The following is a 22,969-nucleotide window of genomic DNA, read 5'->3' on the forward strand; positions in this document are numbered from 1 at the left end:
TAATAGACCTCTTTCATAAATCATTTTTTACTCAGCTCCAAGTTATAAATTCCAGCAATTAGATTGAATCTCAAACCAAGTCTTTTAGCTCTATTGCGATAACGTTCCGCAAGGATCTTGAAGGTTTTCAGGCTGCCAAATACATGCTCAATTGCTATTCTTCTTTTATTGATTTCCTGATTATAGATTTTTAGTTCAGGATCCAATTTACAGCGTCTTTTGGCTTTTAAGGGCAACAGGCTATTGGGATACAAAGTATAAATCCCCTGATAACCTTTATCTGCAAGAACAAAGGCTCCTGAAGGAATCTGGTTTAAATTGCGTTTGAAGAGCTCGAAATCATGTACAGCACCACGACTGGTACATAAACTCAGAATTTGCTGAGTCTTGTAGTGAATCATGGCCTGTACTTTAAAGGTATGGGTCTTTTTCTTGCCGCTATAGCTTTTCTTCTGTTTTTTTAGGCCTTTGGATTGGAATTTCTGTGGCATCCACGATCACCACATTCCAGTCTATGCCTTTGCCCTCGGGTAAATCTTTAGGTAAATTAAAAAGATTGGACCGAATCAGGCAGTCTTCAACATGACGGACAATTCTTGAGGCTGTGGGCTCTGAAACCCCGTAACTCGTCGCAACGTGAAATAAGGTTCGGTATTTTCCCGCCAATAGCTCAAACAGAGCAGAACCTGATCCTCCAGGCTTAACTTGGGTGGTCTGCCTTTGGCAGGGACATGCTTCTGCAATTGCACAACCATCAAATAGAAGGTTGACCATGAGATGCCCGTGTATCGCTTGAACTGAGGATCAGAAAGCTTGTTTGAATCGATGTATTTCATCCGCAGATTATGCACGAATGTCAAGAAATATGGAGTGCAAATATTAATCAAAAAGAAGATCATTTTTTGATTTATGAAAGAGATCTAATGAGCAAAAAACTAAAGTTGATATGAATAAGTTTTTAAAAAATGAACGAGAGAAATACTTTATAAATGGCTTACCGCGTGAGGGTAAAATAGTTTATCGTTCAAAGCGAAGAAAATCTTTTACTAAAGATAATGTTAATACGATCTATCAAAATATTTTAAAAGATTACTGTAAATTTGATATTGTTCCAATTTTAACCAATACAGGTTATCGTTATTATGTTGACTTAAAAAATCCTGAATTACCACATTTAGCATATACATTACTATGTATGTTTTATTTAGGCTCAGTAGCACGTTATAGACCTAATGAAGCAAATGAATTACTAGAAGGTACTTTAAGACCTGTTGTCAGTGAATTTGTTAATCTTTCCCCGAATCAATTTTTATATCAATTATGTTCTATTTTATTAGAAAAAGAATGTGTCATGCCTTTTTCTTCTATTACTCCAATGAGTACGATATAAGTTAAATAGCGTTCTTAACAAGAAGTAGTCATTTTTATTTCAATTCCCTATACTTAACTTAACAACTAACCAACAAGAACCGAGCTATGAAACTAAAAACGCTACTACTTACAGGTCTTACTTGCCTTTCAATCACTGCATGTACCTCTGCACCAAAAATCCCACAACTGCAAGCTGGCGTATTGCAAGAAGTCACAGACCTCGAAGTCTATCCTGATACCAAAAACAATAAAGCCAAACTTACCAAACTCAAAGACAACTGCGTGATTGAATTTACTGGCTTTATGGAAGGCGGCAAAGTCGTAGAACAATGGTCATTCTCGGGCAATAGCTTAATTTCAGGTGGTTCAGCAGTCTTTGCCAAAGATGGCACCAGTACTGCCACTAAATTTGATCTTTACGACCAAGACAGACAAGCTAACTTTATGGCACTTAAAAATCATTTCCATAAAGATGCTTTGAAGCAATGCCAATAAACTAAATCCTTTTATCCCTGAGCTTTGGCTTAGGGATAAAACAGATATACATCACTAAAAATAATATTTTTAAAATCTGTATCACATTTTTATTAAAAACTTTACAATTCCAGTGATTTTAAAAGCTCTTCGTTTATCAATGGCTATGATATTTAAACTACGCTTTGCAGCTCAGATTCTCACGAGTATGGTCACACTCACACTTATAACGCCAAGCTTTGCGTCTAGCCACATGGCATATCAGCAACCTAGCTATGGCGATAACCCCAATTTAATGCGGGTGCTGCTGTATAAAACCAAACAAAAATTACTACCATCTTCCACCGTTTTAGCGCCTCCCATTAATACATCACAAGTTGCAGCCCCTCAAACCCAAGTACAGCCCAGCCTAGATTTACAAGCAGTCAATCAACACTTGATTCGCTTACCCCTTACCCCTAAAGCGCCACAACCCCAAAAAATACCGCAGGCACAAGCCGTAGTGGTACACAAGCAAATAGCAAAGCACCCAGCCAATTTAGCGCCTTTATCTACCCATAACGTCATTCATATTCCGCAGTTAGTGGATTTATCGCGTCTCAATGTCCGAGAACCACGCATTATTATTGAACAAATTCCAGCCGAAATTGAAGATGACTATTTTTCCAATAATAGCCCTTAAAAAAGCCGTGCTGGGCACGGCGTAACTTAATTGACTTGGCGGATGGGCTGACCGGCCTTAAAAGCAGCAAAGTTTTCGCGCATTTGCTCCACAATACGCTGTCTTGCATCAACACTGCCCCATGCACTGTGTGGAGTAATAATTAAATTTGGAATACTCGGGTCAAGTAATACATTGCCCGCAACAGGTGGTTCAACAGTTAATACGTCAGTTGCAGCACCCGCAATTTGACCACTCACCAATGCCTGTTTTAAAGCAGCTTCATTAACAATGCCACCACGCGCACAGTTAATTAAAAATGCCGATGACTTCATCGCTTCAAGTTCCTCACTCGAAATCAAATCACGTGTCTCATCAGTTAACGGGCAATGTAAAGTTAAAAAATCCACTTCTGTCAATAACGCTGCCAAAGGCACACGCTGTTGTTGTAGTGGACGATTCGGTAATTGTGCTACCAACACGCGCATACCAAATGCTTCGGCCAGTTTCGCCACCGCTTGACCAAGCTCGCCATAACCGACAATACCTAAAGTTTTACCTGCTAGCTCAAGAATAGGGAAATCCAGTAAACAAAATTGATGCGACTGTTGCCATTTTCCAGCCCGTACCGCACGATCATAGTTTAAAAAGGAAGTGGCTAAATTAAGCATGAGCATTAAGGTATGCTGCGCTACGGCAGCTGTGCCATAGGCTTGGCAATTACATACTACAATACCCTGTGCTTTGGCTTGGGCTAAATCCACATTATTAGTGCCTGTAGCAGAAATCAAAATCAGTTTTAGCTGTGGGCATTGTTTTAAAATCTCTGCGTCTATCTTCACTTTGTTGCTGATCACGACATCAGCTTGTTGAATACGCGCTAACACCTGCTCAGGATCGGTTGCCGCAAATAACGCTAAATGGCTAAAATCTTGAGCCAGCCCAGTTAAATCTAGGTCATGTTGATCTAAAGATTGATAATCTAAAAATACCGCCTGCATGGGGCTATCCTTGGCAAAGAGAGAGCCTTATTAAAGCCAATTTATGCCTTAAGATTCAAGCATTAAAAAGCCTGCTTAATCTGCAGGCTTATTGTGATGTTGACGAATCAGATAACGCATTTGTCGAATGATATAAGCGGCAAGTCCTATGACCACTAAAATACCACTGCCCATGGTGATATATGCCGCTGCAGCGATACTTTCTGCAAAGGCAAGACTAGGACTACAAGCAACCACTAGCACCCACATCATTGAAATACACTGCGGCATTACACTCTCCTTATGTGCCATGCTCATGACCTCAATTTGATCTTAAGACATTGGCAGACAAAAGCAAGTGCTTAAATTTTAGACTATAGTCCCAATTTAAATGGCACAGTTACTGCTTAATCCAATTGGGTCACAAACTGGCTGTGCTCGTTTAAGCTGTCGCTAAATTCGGTGGCACCAAAGGCATTACTACTTAAATTCAAGTGTTTATAGCTTAAAACATAGTAATCACTATATTTCTTTAAAATTAATGGATGCATGCCTACACCTAGAGGATCTTGTATCTTACACAGCTTCATAATATGCCGATCATTCATGGTAATTAAGTAGGGCTCGTCATTAACCAAAATTCTAACCAAGGCATTGTGCTGCGCATAAATAGGAATTAAGAATTTATGGTTTAAATCGATTGCATCAAAGGTATAACTTTCAATATTTTGACTAATGACATTAAATACCAAGGCATGCCCAAAGCTATCAAGCAAATGATTTTGATTTTCTTGCGGCAAGTTAAAGCTAATGCCGAGCTTTTCTAAATCTTGCTGACTAACTTGCTTATTACTAAGTAATTCACGTACCAAACTTTGTTTGAGTTTGCTGTCAAAAAATTGCTGATCAAGTGCTAAATGATTGTTCTTTAAAATGCGTCCCAACGCAAAACGATGCCTTGGCAGTAAATTTTCAATGACTTTACGATAATAGAATTTACTGTTCTTTTTCACTTGACGCATTTTTTTATAGAAAAATTCGGCATCAAATTCATGAGTTAAAAACTCATTTAATAGCTCAGAGCTGGCCAAAACCGCAATTGCATCATGGCCTGTAAAAGGCAATTTTAGGGTATGCAGATTGGGCAATACGGCTTTGAGCTTTTCATAATGACGACGATCTTCAACACAATAGGGATCATAGACAATCAGATATTCACATGTGCTGGAGACATCTTCAGCCTGCACACGCATGTTGTGATTATTCTCTTGATGAAAGAACATGTTATAGCGCGGATCATCAACATCCTGTGGATCAATGGAGTACTGCGGCACCAAAGCCACAACCCGTTGGCAATCCAACATTTTGGAATATTTAATGGCAGCATAACCGCCCATAGAACCTGCGTAAGCGATATGTTGTTTAAACTTGGCCAAAATCGGACGAATTGCGTCTAACATGGCATGCATCGATTGCTCGGGAAACCATGAACGCTCTTTTGGCATAATACCAATCACATTAAATTGATACTTGGCTAATGACTTTTCAGCATTGATGTTATTACCTTTGGCTCGAGTAATTAAATCACCAAACGAGAAGATCAATTGCTCAGAGCTACCCGGCATCCAAATCACGCGTATATGCTGATCTTCAAAAATAATCTGTTTTTCCATGTGTTAACCCAAAGCGTTAGGCGCTTATTTTTATTCCCAAGGTACAATCCGCAAAGCTACTTGTCAGCGCGATGAATAATGCTATTTTATAGATATCAATCAGATTAAAAAGCACAAAATATGACACAATCATTGCATCCTGCCGCAGCACAAGGATTTAGCGTGGCAGCAGTGCTTTATGAAAATGTGCGACCCAGTTATCCCAATGCCATGACCACTTGGCTGTTACAACAGTTGAATTTAAGCAGCCACAGCCATATTGTCGATTTAGGTGCAGGAACTGGTAAATTTTTACCGTATTTGCAGCACATTACTGCGCATATTAGCGCAGTTGAACCCATTGCTGAAATGCTAGCGCAATTGCGACAAAAATTTCCTGAAATCTCGAGCATACAAGCCAAAAGTGAAGATTTACCTTTAGCCGATCAAAGTATAGATGCCGTGATCTGTGCACAATCTTTTCATTGGTTTGCCAACCCTACCTCTTTGGCAGAAATTGCACGTATTTTAAAACCCAATGCACCTTTGGCTTTAATTTGGAATCAGCGTGATTGCCGCATACCTTGGGTCAAAGCTTTAGCAGAACATATTGCCCCTTTAGAAGCGAATACACCACGTTACCATGATGACCAATGGGAAAAAGTCTTTGAAAATCAAAATCTATTTGATATTGTAAACTTAAAAGTATTTCCACAGCAGCATACAGGTAGCGTTGAACAAGTGGTGTCTAAACGCCTACTTTCCACCAGCTTTATTGCTGCTTTGCCTCAGGATGAGCAACAACAACTTAAACAACAATTTGAAAAAATTGTCTTGGACTATACTGGTCGTCGGCCACATGAGGAAATCTGTTTCCCTTACCAAACCTTCGCCTACCATTTTACAAGATTGCCTTAAGCCAAAATAATGAGAACTGAAGATGCACATTGCGTACCTGATTATTCCGGTGTTACTTGGTACAGTCATCAACCTAACCGCCTGTAAAGAACAACCAGAACCCCCTAAGGCACAAAACAGTGTCATGCAACAACTCATCACACAAAATGTAAAAAGCTTTGAGCTCAGCGCGGATGATCTCGATGATCTCAATACCCTCACCGACTATGATCAACGCTTTTCAGCCATGAGTGATGCCACTGAAGATGAACTGATTCAGATGCGCCAAGCAGGCAGCTTAAGTGAAGATTTTGCCTTATTGCGTAAACGTGACAATATTCAATCTGCGCTGCTGATGCTAAAAGATTTACACCTTAAAACTGAGCAAGGCCGTTATATTCAAGGCATTATGTATCGCTATTGGGAGCAGCAAGATCAGCTATATGCCGATAAAATTTCCGGCCAAACCCAGCTCACCCAACAGCAAATTCCAATGCAAGGGATTGGAGATTTTTTACATGCGCATGAACAATTAGAACACTGGCAAGCACAATATCATCAAAGCAATACAGCTTATTGATGCAAATAAGCGTGTACACCTTGGCCTGCAGCACGGCCTGTGGCAAAGCAAGCTGTAAGTAGATAGCCACCAGTGGGTGCGTCCCAATCTAGCATTTCACCACAAGCAAATAAATACGGCTGTTGCTGAAATGCCAAATGCGAATTCAGTACCTCACGGCGCACGCCTCCAGCGCAGCTGATCGCCTCTTCAATAGGACGAAAGCCAGTTAAATTTAGGCTTAAGTGTTTAATGGCATAGGCCAATTGTTCAGCATCATGCCAAAGCGTTTTAGCCACCAATTCGCGTACTAGATTGGCTTTGGCATTGTCTAGACCGGCTTTACGCCAAACATTGCTAAGAGATTGCTTTTTACTGGGGAGCAGCTTTTTCGCCAGTTCCGCTACACTGAGCTCTGGCATTAGATCCAAATTCAGCTGCATTGAACCAGTTTTAAGCATGGCACGTAACGCGCGACCTTGTTTATAGATCAAACCACTTTCTAAACCATAATGGCTAATTACAATATCCCCTGTGCTTTTGTCGCTAGGGTTAACCCATGCCTCAACACGTTTTAAGGGTTGACCAAAAACAGGTTGCATAAACTTAGACCACGGATATTCAACCCCAGCATTGCTGGCCTGAAAGGGTTCAATGCTGTTTGGACTGAGCCATTCTTGCCATGCTCCATCACTGCCAAGTTGTGACCATGACACCGCACCACAGGCTAAAACAATCGCATCAAATTCTTCGACACGGAGTTGATCTTGTTTTAAATCATGCAGTTTCAGACTCTTATCTTGTAGAGCTTTCACCTGATGTCGATAGAAAAATTCAACCCCTGCTGCACTTAAACGTTTAAGCCAAGCACGTAACAAAGGTGCAGCTTTCATTTCAATTGGGAAAATTCGCCCTGATGACCCCACATAAGATTCAATGCCTAAACCTTGCATCCAATCTTGAATCCATGTGGCATCCCACCGTTGGATCCAAGGTGCCAGCCACTCGGCTTGGTCATAACGGGCAATAAATTGTGGTAACGCTTCAGCATGGGAAATATTAAGACCTGTTTTACCTGCCATTAAAAATTTACGTGCGGCAGATGGCTTTTGCTCAAAGACCTGTACCTGATAGTCATACTGGCTCAGGACTTCTGCGGCCATTAAACCTGCTGGGCCTGCACCAATAATTGCAATGCGTTTCATGGCTTAATCAGTCACCATGTTTTGCCCTTGTAAGGGTGCAAAGTCATCAAAACGAGTGCGGTAATCCGCAGGCTTAGTGATGATTAACTGCTGACACAATTCCCCACGCTGTAAATATTTGACTTCAAAATGGGTACGAGCCGATGTAGCAGCAATTTTTTCTTTGACAAAAGGCAGTTGCCACACCTCAATCAATTGCTGCTGCGCTTCTTGGATATATTCTGGAATATTACTGGCTAAAGTAATCTGACCACCGGGCTGCAAACGCGACAATAAAAATTCAAAAAACGGCATATTTAGCCAGCGCTGTGCTGGGTTATGCGGTTCTGGATTTGGATATAAAATAAAGAATTGCTTCACTTGCTGCGGAAATAACGCATGTACCACCCAAGGCAATGCATCGGCATGTACAGGTGTTAAATTCTGCTGACCTTCAAGTTGATGCTGCTTTTGCATGGCCAAGAATTTCTCGCGCGTGCGTTCAATGGCAATCAATTGTTCCTGTGGATGGCTGGCACTAAACAATAAAGCATGTTTACCTTTACCTGCACCAATTTCCACACAAATTGGGTGATTGCTTATCGCTTGAAAGTCACGTGGTGCACGCATACGTTGGGCTTGAAATTGACGAATTGGCATAATCAGATCAAACTTAGAAAAATCCGCACAAGTCTATCAAGTGTGCTCGTATTTGCCTAATCTATTGCTTATTTCTCGGAGAAACTTATGCCCACCACACTGCAATGCCCACGCTGCGGCACAACCACCACATGGCAAGGCAATGACTTTCGTCCTTTTTGTTCTGAACGCTGCAAAATGATTGATTTAGGTGCTTGGGCCAATGATGAATACCGTTTACCTACTCAAGATGCCCCACAAGCCCAAGGCGACCCCGACGAAAACCAACACTAAATAGCGTAAAAAATGAGATTGATATTATAATTAGTGCTAGAAAATGCAGCTTATTTAGTCGACAATGTCCTCTTAAAATTTAATTTTTATAATAATTGAGGGGAAATAAAATGACAGCATGGGGGTTAAAATTTTTACTGGTCGCCTTGATAGGGCTTGGGATTTTTTTCCTAGGCATTGGCCTATATGCCAGTGATATGCTATGTCTAGTAATAGGAGCTTTAATCGAATGTGCAGCATTGCTTGTATTTACAGAGATTAAGAAAATTACTCGCCATCCATTCCGTTAATCAACAATTAAAAAAGGCCAGTGCAACTGGCCTTTTGACTTAACCTGCTTTGCTGGCTACAAATGGATTATGTTGTTTTTCATAACCAATGGTTGAAAGCGGGCCATGCCCTGAAATAAATTGTGTTTCATCGGGTAAGCTAAAACATTCACGCTCAATTGAATCTAACAACTGTTGATGATTGCCCCGTGGAAAATCGGTACGTCCAATGGAACCTTTAAACAAAACATCCCCTGTCCAAAGTAAACCGTAGTTTTGGTTATAGAACATCACATGCCCTGGGGTATGTCCGGGTGCAAAACGCACTTCAAACTTTTCTTCACCTAAAGTGAGTACTTCACCGCCTTCAAGCCACTGATCAACTATTACTTTTTCAGGGATTGGAAAACCATAACGCGCTGACACTTCTTGGATTTGATCTAGCCAAAACGCATCTTCTTTATGTGGTCCAATGACAGGGACTTGCCATAAGGCTTTGAGTTTACCGACCGCTCCAGCATGATCTAAATGGCCATGGGTTAACCATAAGGCTTTAACCTTTAAACCTAATTCTTCAACCACAGCTTGCAGCTTTTCTGGCTCGCCACCTGCATCAATTAAAATGGCATCTTTACTGTCTTTATCCCAAACGATCGAACAATTTTGGGCAAATGCCGTCACCGGCACAATTTGAACTTGCAACATGGGCAATCCTCAAGACGAAATGGCCAGTGTCTGGCGTAAGGCCTCAAGATTAGCTTGAAGCAATTGGCTTAGCAATTGTAAATGATCATGACGCGTATTCAGAGCTGGAATATAGGCATAGCTTTGGCCACCTGCCGCTTTAAAATTTTCTGCATTTTCAATGGCCAGCTCTTCTAAAGTTTCTAAACAGTCTGCCGAAAATGCCGGACTCATAATCTGTACCGACTTGACCCCTTGGGCTGCCCAATCTTGTAGTAAAGCATCGGTATAAGGTTTAACCCATTCTTGCTTTCCAAAGCGTGATTGAAAGCTGATCGCCCATTCATCATCAGCTAAACCTAGCTGTTTGGCCACCAATTGCGCCGTGATACGACAGCGGTCGGCATAGGGGTCACCTTTATCCGCATAAGGCTGTGGAATACCATGAAATGACATTAATAGCTTATCTGCACTGCCATGGCGGGCTCTAAATTCTTGTACGCTTTGCGCCAAAGCTTGGATATACAAAGGATGCTGATAATAATCGCGCACAATACTAATGCCCGGCAAATTGCGCTGCTTTAACATCCATTTGGCTAAAGCATCATACAATGGTGCAGTCGATGTGGCTGAATACTGCGGAAATAACGGCAGTAAGATCACATGATCTTGTGGGTTTTGGCTCAACTGCGCTAATAACTGCGTAATTCCTGGGTTGCCATAGGTCATGGCAGGCACAATATTCAGCTCAAATTCAGGGAATTGAGCAGGCAGTTGTTGTTTGAGTTGTTCGACTTGCTTGAATAAAATTTCACGCATGGGCGAGTCTTGCTTCCACACACTTGCATAAGCCTCAGCGACGCGTTTAGGACGAAACGGTAAAATAAACAGGCGTAAAATTATTTGCCATAGGGGTTTGGGAATCTCGATGACACGTTGGTCTGATAAAAACTGTGCTAAAAATCGCCTAACCGCAGCAATGGTCGGCGCATCTGGCGTACCTAAATTGGCAACAATAATGCTCACTTTTGGCTTTTGTACAGACGTCATGACATGGGCACCCTTATGAATGTGAGCCTACTTTAACAGTTTTTTGAGCCTGTGCTATATGGATTAATTCGAGGATTTTAATTGAGAAACACGATGATTATCTAATATACGACTCTCGATAAGCTTTTGTGCCTTAGGCGTAATTTTCCACAATAAACGTTGTCTTTCATCGCGCCCATGTGGGCTGATCCATTCATTCTGACGCATTTGCGATTTAATATGATGTAAAGCCCGAATGTGAATTTGCGCTCGCGCCACAGCATGTACTCGCGGCATTTGCATTCTCGCCTCATCCATCGCGGTGTCATTAAGATAATCATTTAAACGTTTACTAAAATATTCTTCTGGCATCGTACGTGTAAAAGTTTCACCTAAGACCAAGAGCAGTTGTGCCCATGTCATTTTGCGCAGCAGTTTTAATTCTTTAAAGTTGCCATCTTGATAAGCATGAATACGGTATTCAAATTCGAAGTCATCGTGCATGGCCACTTTTTGTATATTCATCACAGGATCTGCATCACGGCGCCCTTGATCCACTTCAAGTTTGGTGAGTTGATGCTTGAGCTTTTCAATTTCATCCAGTAATTTTTGTGTACTTTCAGGACGTACCCAGCCAATAGCAGGATAACGCTCTAGCATTTGTGGCATTTGTTGACGCACCACCAGCTCTAAATCGCGTAGTGTGCGATAGCTAAAAACATGCTCATTTTCATTGGTCAGTTGCTGACGGAAGCTACTAAATTTTTCAAGCAGATCGGCTTTACTTTCACGTAGTTCTGGGGCACGGCTGTCTGGCGCTTCATACATCACCACCACAATTGGTTTATGTTTGCTTTTGGCATACAAATATTCTAGATGCAAGTAACTCACCCCAGACACCGACAGCTCACCATATTGGCTACCCAGCAACAGCACCACATAATCACTTTCATCGATTTGACGACGTGCAAAGGCAGTACTCAATGGTGTACGCTGTTCAAGTCCCCACGAGAAAAAGCCCATCCCAATTAAAATTTGGCTCAAACTCATCCGTTCAGGGCGCATATCTGGCCCTGAAGTTGCGATAAAGACTTGATAACGCTTGTCTTGCATGCCTGCTCCCCGTGTCATGCCTGTAGTTATTTTTATGCTGCTTGACTAAGGCAAGTTAGCCATCGTCCAGCTAATATCTGGTGTGATTAAGTGTTGTAAAATTGGCTGCAATTGTTTGGCATTACGACCACTAACATAACAGCATAGTCGTGGTGTCGTCTGCTGCGGCGCAGCTAATAAGCTATTTTTAATCAAAATTCGCGCAGTTTGTCGTGCTACAGCTAAACCTGAATCAACTAAGCTCAATCGCCGTGCAAAAAGCTGCTCAATTGCTGGTTTTAAAAATGGATAATGGGTACACCCCAAAACCAAATGATCCGCGCCCTGATCCACCACTGGGGTTAACAAGGCTTGCAAAGTTTCTAAACATGCTGCACTCATTTGCTGCCCTGCTTCAACAAAAGGCACTAAATCTAAACAAGTGACCGGTAATACCTCGACCTGAGCAGGGTCTGCAAAACGGGCAATGACCTCTTTAATAAGTTTGCCACGAAAGGTAGCAGGGGTAGCTAGCACAGCCACTTTTTTAGTTTTTGTCTGTAAAACCGCAGGTTTAAGTGCAGGCACTAAGCCAATAATTGGAAAATTTTCGCCATAATGCTCACGTAAATAATCCAAACTAAAGGCAGACGCAGTATTACAGGCCACCACAGCGACCTTACAGCCCTGACGATATAACCATTCAATGGCATGCGCGGTCAGCTCGCGAATTTCTTGGTCAGAGCGTGGTCCATAAGGCACATGGGCTGTATCGGCGAAATAGACAATGCGTTCGCTGGGTAAATAGCGTGCGATCTCTTGTGCGACCGATAATCCGCCAATTCCTGAATCAAAAATCCCAATCGGTGCATCATTAGATGCTTTAGGCATGGGATGAGTTAAAGGAGGTAGAGGATAACGCGTGCTCATAGCCAGTAAAATGCGAGAAATAATCTGACAAGCTTAAACCTCAACTTTGTAATTGCAAGCGTAAATCACCACTTTGTAGCTGTAAAATTGTAGCGCCCTCTTCGTTTTCACTCAGCTCGCCCATTTCAATTAAATGGAAAAATGCCGCACGACCAATTAAGGCATTAATGCCAAAACGTACATGCACATAAGGACGCATCTCACCTTGGTAATCGCGCATAAAAATGGCATGCTCTGAATCAACAATAATTTCATCTTCATGGTCGCTGATGAGTTGAATATAGCGTTTGCCCTGTATGTCCACTTGGCAAGCCGACTGAATAAACAAGGGTTCATCTTCAACCTGAATTTCAATCTGCTCGACTGGGGTCTTTAAATAAAACTTACCCTGTTCTTTCCAAAGCACACTGGCAAACAGGTCCGTTAAGGCCTTACGTTTAATTAATTGACCTTCGTGCCACCATTCACCATTGGCTTTTACAGTCAAATCCATTGATCCACAACGTTTTGGTTGCCAAGTGTCTACAGGGGGAATTGACTTTTTGTGACCCACCTGTGCACTTTTTGCGTATTGTGCTATTGAATTTAAGTTTTTATTATCAGAGTTGACTGGATTTTGCGTCGGATGATTGGAATTATTTTGATTTTCCATAGTTAAATACCTGTCTGACGTAAAAATAATAGGATTCAGCCAATTGGCTAGAACTCGGTTTAAAACTATACTAACCCACAATCAAGGTATGATCATCATCATGCCGAAGTATTAAGCACACTCATGGCAGCGCCGATTAAGGAAATCATCGGTTGCCACCCGTCAATTATATGAGGAGTCCTACATGGAACACATCGAACGTGAATCGATGGAGTTTGACGTAGTCATCGTTGGTGCAGGTCCTGCTGGCCTTTCTGCTGCGATTAAAATTCGTCAACTTGCAATTGAAAATAACCTAAACGATTTGTCCGTTTGTGTCGTGGAAAAGGGCTCCGAAGTCGGTGCACATATTTTATCAGGCGCAGTGTTAGAACCACGCGCCATGAATGAACTGTTCCCAGACTGGAAAGAACAAGGCGCACCGCTCAATGTTCCAGTAACAGAAGATAAAACGTATTTCTTACTCTCTGATGAAAAATCACAAGAAATGCCACATTGGATGGTGCCAAAAACCATGCACAATGATGGCAACTATGTCATTTCACTCGGTAATGTGGTGCGTTGGTTAAATACCAAAGCTGAAGAGTTAGAAGTATCGGTATTCCCAGGCTTTGCTGCCTCTGAAATCTTGTACCATGCAGATGGCACGGTAAAAGGTATTCAAACCAGCGACATGGGCATTGGTAAAGATGGCGAACCAACGCATAACTTTATGCCAGGTTACGAATTACATGCCAAATACACTCTATTTGCTGAAGGTTGCCGTGGTCATTTAGGTAAGCGTTTAATTTCGCAATTTAATTTAGACAAAGATGCCGATCCGCAGCATTACGGTATTGGGATTAAAGAGCTGTGGGAAATTGATCCTGCCAAACATAAAGCCGGTACTGTAATGCACGGTGCAGGTTGGCCTTTAACTGAAACTGGCTCTTCAGGCGGTTGGTGGTTATACCATGCAGAAAACAACCAAGTGACCTTGGGTATGATTGTCGATCTTTCTTACCAAAACCCACACATGTATCCATTTATGGAAATGCAGCGCTGGAAAACCCATCCGCTGATTAAGCAATTCCTAGAAGGTGGTAAGCGTATTTCTTATGGCGCGCGTGCTGTAGTCAAAGGTGGTCTAAACTCACTACCGAAGTTCACCTTCCCAGGTGGTTGTTTAATTGGTGATGACGCAGGTTTCTTAAACTTTGCCAAAATTAAAGGCTCACACACCGCCATGAAATCAGGCATGCTGTGTGGTGAAGCCGTCTTTGAAGCGATTGCTGCTGGTGTAGAAAAAGGCGGTGATTTAGCCATTGCCCGTGTCACTGAAGGCGAAGATTTCTTTATTAAAGAAGTAACGGCATATACCGACAAATTTAACAACAGTTGGCTGAAAGAAGAGTTGCACAGTGCGCGTAACTTTGGCCCTGCGATGCATAAATTTGGTACCTTTGGCGGTGGTGCATTTAACTTCATCGATCAAAACGTATTTAAAGTACCATTTACTTTACATGACTTAGTGCCTGACTTTAGCGCACTGAAAACTGTCGATGCGGTGAACTTTAAACCGAACTATCCAAAACCAGATGGTAAGCTGACTTTTGACCGTTTATCGTCAGTGTTTGTATCGAATACGGTGCACGAAGAGAATCAACCGGCGCATTTAAAACTGACCGATGCCTCGATTCCTGTCAATGTAAACTTACCAAAATGGGATGAACCTGCACAGCGCTATTGCCCTGCTGGCGTTTATGAAATCATGGACAATGAAGACGGTTCTAAGCGTTTCCAAATTAACGCGGCCAACTGTGTACATTGTAAGACTTGTGATATTAAAGACCCATCACAAAACATTACTTGGGTAACACCTGAGGGTGGCGGTGGTCCAAACTATCCGAATATGTAATTCGGCTAGTTCTTACGCGAGCTCATACCCTAACATGTAATGTTAGGGTAACCTTGCGAAGCATTGCTTCTCATACCCAAATATGTAATTCGCATTGAGTAGAATTCTACTCTGCACATACATAAAAAAATCCCTGCCAAGTGCAGGGATTTTTTTGTTTGTGACTACACAGCCAATTAGCCTTTTTGCACTAAATAATGAAATTCTTTATTGCCATTTTCATCTAAGCGCTCTTCTTGTAATAACAGCTCATGACCTAAGTGCATACAAAACTTTGGAATATCCCAAGAGGTTGAGTTATCCGTGGCAAATACTTCCACTACATCACCTGATTTAGATTTACGAATCGCTTGATGCAACATCATCACTGGTTCAGGGCAACGTAAACCGCGGGTATTAAGTTGAATACTGGGAACAAGATCGGCCATGCTGACGCTCAGAATAAAAAACCTGAATTATTTTAACATATCTCAGACAAAGTTAAATTCTGCCGCGCTTCAGGCATGTTTATACATAGACAAGCGTATTTTCTTCGGTATGATTAAAATTATGTTTTTTTGATATTAAGAGTCTTTAGGAAAGATCATGCACGAGGAATCAGGCCCATCGTGGGGTATGCGCGGTTTACGTAAATGGTTAGGTACCGCACCAGAAACCCGCGATGAATTGCTAAAATTAGTACAAGATTCACGTCGTTTTTTAGAGCCCGACACAGTTGCAATGCTAGAAGGTGTTCTTGACTTACCTGCGACTAAAATTCGCGAAGTCATGACCCAGCGCCCTGCGATTGTCAGCCTACAAGAAGATGATCAGCTCATCGATATTTTGCCAGTTTTGGTTGAATCAGCGCATTCACGTTTTCCTGTGTTTTCTGTTGATCAACCAGACAATGTGGTCGGGATTTTATTGGCCAAAGATTTATTGCCGTTTTTGATCCACCCAAATCCAAACATTAATGTGCATGCCTTAATGCGTCAGCCATTGTTTGTGCCAGAAAGCGCACGTTCTGACCAAGTGTTACGTATGCTTAAAAACACCCAAACCCATATTGCTATTGTAATTGACGAATATGGCAGTACTTCAGGTTTGGTGACTTTAGAAGATATTTTAGAAGAAATTGTCGGTGAGATTGAAGATGAACACGATAAAGCTGATCCAGAATCAGAATATATTGTGCCAGATCAAGATCCCAAAACTGCTAATACATGGTTAGTACAAGCCTTAACCCCAATTGAGTATTTTAACAATATGCTCGATACCCAATTCCCAGATGATGAAGTGGAAACCATGGGCGGCTTATTACTGCAAGAAATTGGTTTGGTGAGCGATTTACAGGGTCAAACCATCCAAATTGATGATTGGCAATTTACCATTTTACAAGCCGATGCACGTAGCATTCAGTTAATTCAGGCTGTGCGTCAATGAGAGCTTATTTTACAAAATTAGCGCGTGATGTAGAGCAGAAAAAAGCATTGCCGCTGATTTATCCATTATTACTGGCGCTATTTGCTGGTGCCATTTTTAGCCTTGCATTAGCACCCTTTGAGCAGTGGTATATTGCACTGCTGTCACCGGCTTTATTGTATGCGGCCTTACATAAACGCTCTGCCAAACATGCCTTTGCTATTGGTTTAAGCTACGGGATTGGCTTATGGTTTGTAGGTGCTTTTTGGCTCTACACCTCAATCCATGTCTATGGTGATACTGCCGCACCACTGGCCATTTTAATGATTGCCATTATGGCGATCGTCATGGGCTTATTTAGTGCTTTTCAAGCTTGGAGCTACCGTCGTTTCTTCCCAGAAACCCCATTAACCTTTGCGCCACTTTGGGTGCTGTTTGAATGGGCGAAAACTTGGGTCTTCACTGGTTTTCCGTGGCTGTTTGCCGGTTATGCCTTTACCGGTTATTTCTTAGATGGCTATGCACCGCTGTTTGGTGTGTTTGGTGTGTCTTTTGTGGTGATTGTTTTAGCCTGTGCTTTGGTCGAGCTATGTCGTAAACGCTTGATTTGGGTGATTCCATCAGCCATTTTATTATTGGGTGCTTGGGCTGCCAGCCAAATTGAATTTGTTGAGCAAAAAGCCACAAAACCGCTTTCTGTCTCATTAGTTCAAGGCAATATTCCGCAAGACTTAAAATGGCTCACCGAATACCAAGGCAAAACTTTGAGTATTTATGCCGATTTAAGCCGCACAGAATGGGGACGTGATCTGATTGTTTGGCCAGAATCTTCGATTCCAATGTTCCAAACCGATATCCAGCCCTTTTTAGAGCTTATGCAGCAGCAAGCCAAAAATACCGGCACAGCTTGGGTCACAGGTATTCCGTATTGGGATTTAGCTGAATCAAAACGCCAAGCACAGCCCATGTTTTATAACAGTATTATGGCTTCAGGTGCAGAAGCAGAAGGCTTATATAAAAAACAACGTTTAGTGCCTTTTGGTGAATATATTCCATTGTCTGGTTTACTCAGTTGGGTCCTTCCTGCCTTGCAAAACGACCCATCTATGAGTGGCTTTAGCCGTGGTGCCAGTGATCAAGTGCCACTTAAAATTAAGCAGCAAAACTTGGGTGCGGCAATTTGCTACGAAGTGGCTTATCCAAATTTAACCCGTCGTAACGCGAGCCAAAGTGATTTCTTGGTGACTGTGTCTAATGATGCTTGGTTTACAGGCACTGCGGGCCCGCTGCAACATTTGCAAATGGTGCAAATGCGTGCCAAAGAAAATGGGCGTTGGTTTATTCGCGCGACCAATACAGGGGTCACAGCCATCATTAACCATGAAGGTCAGATTGTTAAGCAAGCCGCAATGGATCAACGTACTGTGTTACGTGGTGAATTACCTGCCATACAAGGTCAAACCTTATATAACCGTTTAAGTGATTGGCCTATTTTAATCTTGTCATTGTTATTGCTGATTTTAGGTTGGATATTCCGCCCCAAAACAGTCGATGTGTCGTTTAAATCACGACGCTAAATACTCAAAACCGAGGTCTAGGCCTCGGTTTTTTTTATGCTTGTAACGCTAAATAGGACAACATCGTTGCCAAAGACAACATAGGTACATAACGATATAACTGCACCACAGCTTGTTCAAAGCGGCTCACTTCAGCGTGCTCAAGCTTGGTCACTGTAGCCTGTAGCGCAAAACAAAAACTTAATAAGGTTAAAGCGCTAAATAAGCTAATCGCAAAAAATCCCAGCATAATTTGGCTGCTGCCTTCAGTGCTTTGCCATAAATTTAAAAATAATTGGCTCATCGGTAATAAGCTTAATACTAGTAGTACCGACTTTAACATTGACCAATGGAATTGGTTGATTTCATCCGACAAAATTAATGCTTTCATTCCATCCTCCTTAGTCAAAAATGTTGCCTTGAGGACATTATGCGATTTTATTTTTTAAATAAAAACCCCATTAATCTGCATATTTTTCAATTATTGTAATCAATAAATATGGGAATAATTCTTATTATAAATCGCATCACGCGATTATTATTTTAATAAATATAAATCAATAACTTAATATAATATTTCTAATTAAGATGTATTATCACTTCAGTATAAATAGAAAGACCCGATTAACTGAAGTGATATATTCCATCACTTAAAAATCTAGAATGATTCTTAATTAAGGTTGGTAGAAAATATCGGCGTCTGTACCCTCACCACCTTCTTTGCCATCTGCACCAAATGAATATAAATCAAAGGCACGACCATCGCTGCCTGGTGCGATATATTGTAAGTCATTATCCCAACTGTCTTTTGGATAACCACCTTTGATATAACCACCTGGCATCCAGTTTTTCGCTGATTCAGGTTGCGTGACTAGGGCTTCTAAACCACCATCTTGCATACTTGGATAGCGACTGTTGTCTAATTTATATTGGTCCAAAGCACCTGCGACCCCTTTTAAGGTAATCACTGTGGTATCAACTTTGGCCTTTTCACCACGCCCCATCACATTTGGGACAATCAGCGCTGCTAACACCCCTAAAATCACAATCACCACCATGACTTCAATTAAGGTAAAACCCGCAGCACGTTTAAAACGTGGCAGCGCTTGTTTTGCTGTATTCATGTTCATCTCGTTCATACACGTTTTTGTTAAATCATATTATTCATATTGACGATCGGTAGCATCACCGCAATCACAATCACTAACACAATACTGGCCATGAGTACCAACATTAAAGGTTCAAGTAGCGCCAATAAAGTACTAATCAAACTGGTCACTTCACGGTCTTGCATGGTTGAAGAGCGTTCTAACATACGGTCTAGCTCACCAGAACTTTCACCACTTTTGATCATTTGTACCATCATGGGTGGGAAATAGCCACTGCGCTCTAGTTGCGTACCTAGGTTGCCACCTTCGGTGACTTTTTCTGCAGCTAAATTAACAGCATCACGAATCACCCAATTATTGCTCACTGCTGCGGCAATTTTTAAGGCATCCACTAAAGGTACACCCGACTGGGTCAAAATAGATAAGGTACTGGCAAAACGTGCCGCATTAATCCCGCGTGATAATTTACCCAACAAAGGCAGCTTCAGGACTACGCGATCAAAGGCATAATGCCCAGCATTGGTTTTTAAAAAGCGTAGCCACAGTACCAGTCCTACTCCACTCATCAGCAACATTGCTGGCCATGCCATACGAATCACATCACTGGCATACATTAAAGCCACCGTAATCCAGGGCAATGCTTCAGGATTTTGATCAAAGGTTTTGACAATATCAGGAACCACATAAGTCATTAACCCCATAACAATCGAAAAAGACATGAGCATTAAGATAATGGGATAAATCATTGCACCTTGAATCTTTTTTTGCATAGCAAAACGATTTTCGGTGTAATCCGCCAATTGCTCTAAGATAAGATCCAAATGTCCAGAACGCTCACCTGCAGCAATCGTCGCGATATACAATTCAGGAAAACGTCCAGACTGATCTAAGGCCTTGGCCAGTGAGTAACCTTCTAGAACTTTAGAACGAACGGAAATCAGTAAGTTGCGTACATGGGCTTTTTCAGACTGTTTACTCACCGCGCGTAGCGCTTCTTCTAAGGGAATTGCTGCGGCAATCAATACCGAAAGCTGGCGTGTCATCAAGGCTAAATCGTAGGCACTGACCTTTTTTTGCCACCACGTTGCACGTGCAGCATCTTGCTTTTGTTCTACAGGTTCAACGTGGATTGGTAGTAAATGTTGATCACGCAATTGCTGACGAATTTGCCGTGCTGAATCCGCTTCAAGTACACCTTTTTGCTGTTTCCCTGCCGCATCGAGTGCAGTAAATTGATATGCAGGCATGTCAATGCTCTAATTTTTCCAAAAAATCCCCGAACTTCAGTTGCGTCGAAAGCGCAAAATCATTCATAGTGAGGGCTATAAAATTGTGTGTCACTCTAACATAACTACTTGTCACACACTCAGTTGAGTTTACTTGCTAAAGTTGAGCGTGCTATGTCCCATCTTCACTATCGTGTCCGTGTTGCCGTACCGGTACACCTTTACGATTGCTTTGATTATATGCTGTCTGAAAGCCAATATCAGCAAGCGAAAGTGGGCGCAAGGGTGGCGGTGTCATTTGGTCGACAAAACTTAGTGGGCATCATTACTGAAAAACTCGCACTTGATGCGCCCTTAGACCCCAATATTAAACTAAAAAGTATTACCGAATTATTAGATGACGACGCTATTTTTGATGAAACTACTTTAAAACTACTGTATTGGGCTGCTAAATATTATCAATTTCCACTCGGCGAAGTATTACATAGCGCACTACCCACTCTGTTACGCCAAGGTAAACCCTATAATTTGTTGGCGCGTATGTGGCGAGTATTGGATGTGATTGCCGAAGATAAACTAAAACGTTCGGAAAAACAGCGCGAAGCCTATAAAGTTTTAAAATTACATCCGACGGGGACCGCAGAAAATATTTTAAATTTAGCGGGTATTGAAACCGCCACCTTAAAAGCTTTAGAAAAAAAAGGCATTGTAGATTGTGTGCTAGAACCGCAAGATTTTAGCCCCATGCCAATGACCTTGGCACAAATGCCACTAACTGCCAATGATGAGCAAAAAGCCGCAATTCAAAGTATTTTAAAAGCCAAAAACAAATACCAAGCTTTCTTGCTCGATGGTTTAACCGGCAGTGGTAAAACCGAAGTCTATTTGCAAGTCATGCAAGAGGTCTTAAAACAAGGCAAACAAGTTTTGGTGTTGGTGCCTGAAATTGGGCTGACCCCGCAAACCATTAGCCGTTTTCAATCGCGTTTCCACTGCAATATTGTCTTAATGCATTCAGGCTTAAATGACTCCAAACGTTTACAAGCGTGGCAACATGCACAAACGGGTAAAGCTTCGATTATTTTAGGCACACGTTCAGCCATTTTTGCCCCTATGGCCCATTTAGGCCTGATCATTTTAGACGAAGAACATGATTTATCGTTTAAACAACAAGAAAGCTTCCGTTATCATGCGCGGGATGTGGCGCTGTATCGGGCGCATTTACAACAATGCCCAATTGTTTTAGGTTCAGCCACGCCAAGTATTGATAGCTATGCTTTGGTGCAACAAGGTAAAATGACCGCGTTGCAACTCAATCAGCGTGCAGGCACGGCGCTAATGCCGAAAATTCATGTCTTAGATTTAAAAGTTGAACCCAAAGTGCATGGCATTAGCCAAAGCTTAATTGGCGAAATTAAAAAGCGCTTAGAAAAAAAAGAACAAGTGTTGGTGTTTTTAAACCGACGGGGTTATGCACCGGTTTTACTTTGTGATAGCTGTGCATGGCAAGCCAAATGCCCCAATTGCGATGCCAACTTTACCGTGCATCATCAGCCTTATGTACATTTACATTGTCACCACTGCGGCACGATTCAACGTAAACCCGATACTTGTCCAAGCTGTAATCATCAAGACCTCAAACCGATTGGTTTAGGCACAGGCAAAGTCGAAGAACAGCTCGCAGATTTATTCCCCGATTATCCTGTGTTACGCGTCGATCGGGACTCGACGAGTCGGGTCGGCAGTTGGCAAAAAATTTATGACAAGATTCATAGCAGCGAGCCGCTGATTTTATTGGGGACGCAAATGCTCGCCAAAGGTCATCATTTTCCATATGTAACTTTGGTTGCCATTTTAGATATTGATTCAGGCTTACTTAGCGTGGATTTTCGCGCGCCCGAACGTACAGCACAGCTTATTATTCAAGTAGCGGGGCGTGCTGGCCGCGGTGAGCGTAAAGGTGATGTCTATTTACAAACCCTACGACCTGATCATCCACTGCTGAGTACCTTGGTCAACAATGATTATCGCGCTTTTGCCAAGCAAACTTTGGCGGAGCGTGAAATTGCGCAATTACCGCCATTTCGTTATGCCGCTTTAGTGCGCTGCGAATCCCGTAATCAAGATCAAAATCTAGATATACTGACTCAACATGCACAATTTTTACGTGATATGTCAGATCATCAGATCACAATTTGGGGCCCGATTCCCGCGCCAATGGAACGCAAAGCTGGACGTTTTCATGCGCATATGGTGCTTTTAGCCACAGAGCGTAGCCAATTGCACTTACAGTTGGGCGTATGGTGGCCAAATCTATTGCAACAAAAGCCATCACATATGAAACTTAGTCTAGATATTGACCCACAAGAACTGAGTTAATTCAGTACACTCTATGCTTTAAAATGCAAAG

General features: G+C 42.0%; 26 protein-coding genes. 10 read left to right on the top strand and 16 right to left on the bottom strand.

The window, feature by feature from the left end; all coding sequences use genetic code 11:
* Nucleotides 1-20 precede the first annotated feature (20 nt).
* Both AC5YCI_RS08620 and AC5YCI_RS08625 read right to left on the bottom strand, forming a co-directional pair.
* Complete coding sequence (locus AC5YCI_RS08620) at nt 21-491, bottom strand: transposase family protein (RefSeq protein ID WP_496129748.1); 471 nt, start codon at nt 489-491, stop codon at nt 21-23.
* On the bottom strand, nt 439-774 hold the full coding sequence (locus AC5YCI_RS08625; protein WP_496175437.1) for a transposase family protein: 336 nt from the start codon (nt 772-774) through the stop codon (nt 439-441). Before AC5YCI_RS08625 ends, AC5YCI_RS08620 begins: the two co-directional genes overlap by 53 nt.
* Nucleotides 775-946: 172 nt before the next feature.
* Between AC5YCI_RS08625 and AC5YCI_RS08630 the strand changes: the two genes are divergently transcribed.
* The 3 genes from AC5YCI_RS08630 to AC5YCI_RS08640 all read left to right on the top strand — a co-directional run bounded on the left by AC5YCI_RS08630 (nt 947) and on the right by AC5YCI_RS08640 (nt 2,527).
* Entirely contained in the window at nt 947-1,390 is a 444-nt protein-coding gene (locus AC5YCI_RS08630; RefSeq protein ID WP_496129447.1) for a YaaC family protein, read from the top strand.
* A gap of 86 nt (nt 1,391-1,476) precedes the next feature.
* Complete coding sequence (locus AC5YCI_RS08635) at nt 1,477-1,866, top strand: hypothetical protein (protein WP_496129446.1); 390 nt, start codon at nt 1,477-1,479, stop codon at nt 1,864-1,866.
* Between the two features lie 232 nt (nt 1,867-2,098).
* The gene (locus AC5YCI_RS08640) at nt 2,099-2,527 is read left to right on the top strand and encodes a hypothetical protein (RefSeq protein WP_496129445.1); all 429 of its coding nucleotides are present in this window, start codon (nt 2,099-2,101) and stop codon (nt 2,525-2,527) included.
* Between the two features lie 26 nt (nt 2,528-2,553).
* Here the strand turns inward: AC5YCI_RS08640 and AC5YCI_RS08645 are convergent, their stop codons facing one another.
* The 3 genes from AC5YCI_RS08645 to AC5YCI_RS08655 form a co-directional block, all read right to left on the bottom strand.
* Nucleotides 2,554-3,507, bottom strand: a complete 954-nt coding sequence (locus AC5YCI_RS08645) for a 2-hydroxyacid dehydrogenase (RefSeq protein WP_496129444.1) — start codon at nt 3,505-3,507, stop codon at nt 2,554-2,556.
* Nucleotides 3,508-3,582: 75 nt separating this feature from the next.
* Nucleotides 3,583-3,777, bottom strand: coding sequence for a hypothetical protein (locus AC5YCI_RS08650; RefSeq protein ID WP_496129443.1), 195 nt, complete (start codon nt 3,775-3,777; stop codon nt 3,583-3,585).
* A gap of 116 nt (nt 3,778-3,893) precedes the next feature.
* On the bottom strand, nt 3,894-5,159 hold the full coding sequence (locus AC5YCI_RS08655; RefSeq protein WP_496129442.1) for a hypothetical protein: 1,266 nt from the start codon (nt 5,157-5,159) through the stop codon (nt 3,894-3,896).
* Between the two features lie 120 nt (nt 5,160-5,279).
* On the opposite strand from AC5YCI_RS08655, the gene AC5YCI_RS08660 reads away from it, so the two are divergent.
* Nucleotides 5,280-6,056: a class I SAM-dependent methyltransferase gene (locus AC5YCI_RS08660; RefSeq protein ID WP_496129441.1), complete on the top strand. Its 777-nt coding sequence runs from the start codon at nt 5,280-5,282 to the stop codon at nt 6,054-6,056.
* Between the two features lie 22 nt (nt 6,057-6,078).
* Nucleotides 6,079-6,615, top strand: a complete 537-nt coding sequence (locus AC5YCI_RS08665; RefSeq protein ID WP_496129440.1) for a hypothetical protein — start codon at nt 6,079-6,081, stop codon at nt 6,613-6,615.
* On the opposite strand, the gene AC5YCI_RS08670 is transcribed toward AC5YCI_RS08665, so the two are convergent.
* Nucleotides 6,609-7,799, bottom strand: a complete 1,191-nt coding sequence (locus tag AC5YCI_RS08670) for a TIGR03862 family flavoprotein (RefSeq protein ID WP_496129439.1) — start codon at nt 7,797-7,799, stop codon at nt 6,609-6,611. The two genes, AC5YCI_RS08665 and AC5YCI_RS08670, sit on opposite strands and share 7 nt — an antisense overlap.
* A gap of 3 nt (nt 7,800-7,802) precedes the next feature.
* Nucleotides 7,803-8,444: a class I SAM-dependent methyltransferase gene (locus AC5YCI_RS08675; RefSeq protein ID WP_496129452.1), complete on the bottom strand. Its 642-nt coding sequence runs from the start codon at nt 8,442-8,444 to the stop codon at nt 7,803-7,805.
* Nucleotides 8,445-8,525: 81 nt separating this feature from the next.
* Between AC5YCI_RS08675 and AC5YCI_RS08680 the strand changes: the two genes are divergently transcribed.
* Nucleotides 8,526-8,711 carry a DNA gyrase inhibitor YacG gene (locus AC5YCI_RS08680; protein WP_496129438.1) on the top strand — a complete coding sequence of 62 codons (186 nt, stop codon included), beginning with the start codon at nt 8,526-8,528 and terminating at the stop codon, nt 8,709-8,711.
* Nucleotides 8,712-9,040: 329 nt separating this feature from the next.
* On the opposite strand, the gene AC5YCI_RS08685 is transcribed toward AC5YCI_RS08680, so the two are convergent.
* From AC5YCI_RS08685 to AC5YCI_RS08705, 5 genes are all read right to left on the bottom strand, one after another.
* Nucleotides 9,041-9,685 carry an MBL fold metallo-hydrolase gene (locus tag AC5YCI_RS08685; protein WP_496129436.1) on the bottom strand — a complete coding sequence of 215 codons (645 nt, stop codon included), beginning with the start codon at nt 9,683-9,685 and terminating at the stop codon, nt 9,041-9,043.
* 9 nt (nt 9,686-9,694) lie between these two features.
* Nucleotides 9,695-10,714: a ferrochelatase gene (hemH, locus tag AC5YCI_RS08690; protein ID WP_496129435.1), complete on the bottom strand. Its 1,020-nt coding sequence runs from the start codon at nt 10,712-10,714 to the stop codon at nt 9,695-9,697.
* A gap of 63 nt (nt 10,715-10,777) precedes the next feature.
* The gene (locus tag AC5YCI_RS08695) at nt 10,778-11,806 is read right to left on the bottom strand and encodes a DUF4062 domain-containing protein (RefSeq protein WP_496129434.1); all 1,029 of its coding nucleotides are present in this window, start codon (nt 11,804-11,806) and stop codon (nt 10,778-10,780) included.
* 45 nt (nt 11,807-11,851) lie between these two features.
* Nucleotides 11,852-12,715 (bottom strand): glutamate racemase, encoded by an 864-nt coding sequence (murI, locus tag AC5YCI_RS08700; protein ID WP_496129433.1) that lies wholly within the window; start codon nt 12,713-12,715, stop codon nt 11,852-11,854.
* Between the two features lie 40 nt (nt 12,716-12,755).
* Nucleotides 12,756-13,367 carry a DUF1285 domain-containing protein gene (locus AC5YCI_RS08705; RefSeq protein ID WP_496129432.1) on the bottom strand — a complete coding sequence of 204 codons (612 nt, stop codon included), beginning with the start codon at nt 13,365-13,367 and terminating at the stop codon, nt 12,756-12,758.
* 184 nt (nt 13,368-13,551) lie between these two features.
* On the opposite strand from AC5YCI_RS08705, the gene AC5YCI_RS08710 reads away from it, so the two are divergent.
* Nucleotides 13,552-15,264: an electron transfer flavoprotein-ubiquinone oxidoreductase gene (locus AC5YCI_RS08710; RefSeq protein ID WP_496129431.1), complete on the top strand. Its 1,713-nt coding sequence runs from the start codon at nt 13,552-13,554 to the stop codon at nt 15,262-15,264.
* 176 nt (nt 15,265-15,440) lie between these two features.
* On the opposite strand, the gene tusA is transcribed toward AC5YCI_RS08710, so the two are convergent.
* On the bottom strand, nt 15,441-15,692 hold the full coding sequence (tusA, locus tag AC5YCI_RS08715) for a sulfurtransferase TusA (protein ID WP_496129430.1): 252 nt from the start codon (nt 15,690-15,692) through the stop codon (nt 15,441-15,443).
* Between the two features lie 157 nt (nt 15,693-15,849).
* On the opposite strand from tusA, the gene AC5YCI_RS08720 reads away from it, so the two are divergent.
* Nucleotides 15,850-16,689 carry a CorC family transporter gene (locus AC5YCI_RS08720; protein ID WP_496129429.1) on the top strand — a complete coding sequence of 280 codons (840 nt, stop codon included), beginning with the start codon at nt 15,850-15,852 and terminating at the stop codon, nt 16,687-16,689.
* Entirely contained in the window at nt 16,686-18,245 is a 1,560-nt protein-coding gene (gene lnt / locus AC5YCI_RS08725; RefSeq protein ID WP_496129428.1) for an apolipoprotein N-acyltransferase, read from the top strand. The genes AC5YCI_RS08720 and lnt overlap by 4 nt, the downstream gene beginning before the upstream one ends.
* A gap of 34 nt (nt 18,246-18,279) precedes the next feature.
* On the opposite strand, the gene AC5YCI_RS08730 is transcribed toward lnt, so the two are convergent.
* From AC5YCI_RS08730 to gspF, 3 genes are all read right to left on the bottom strand, one after another.
* Entirely contained in the window at nt 18,280-18,615 is a 336-nt protein-coding gene (locus AC5YCI_RS08730; protein WP_496129427.1) for a hypothetical protein, read from the bottom strand.
* A 283-nt stretch (nt 18,616-18,898) separates the two neighbouring features.
* Entirely contained in the window at nt 18,899-19,363 is a 465-nt protein-coding gene (gene gspG / locus AC5YCI_RS08735) for a type II secretion system major pseudopilin GspG (protein ID WP_496175438.1), read from the bottom strand.
* 11 nt (nt 19,364-19,374) lie between these two features.
* Nucleotides 19,375-20,580, bottom strand: a complete 1,206-nt coding sequence (gene gspF / locus AC5YCI_RS08740) for a type II secretion system inner membrane protein GspF (protein WP_496129425.1) — start codon at nt 20,578-20,580, stop codon at nt 19,375-19,377.
* A gap of 153 nt (nt 20,581-20,733) precedes the next feature.
* Here gspF and AC5YCI_RS08745 point away from each other — a divergent pair, with 153 nt between their 5' ends.
* A complete protein-coding gene (locus AC5YCI_RS08745) occupies nt 20,734-22,938 on the top strand; it encodes a primosomal protein N' (protein WP_496129424.1) in 2,205 nt (734 codons plus the stop codon).
* Nucleotides 22,939-22,969: the final 31 nt, after the last annotated feature.

It is taken from the genome of Acinetobacter sp. CY17 (genome assembly GCF_059515825.1).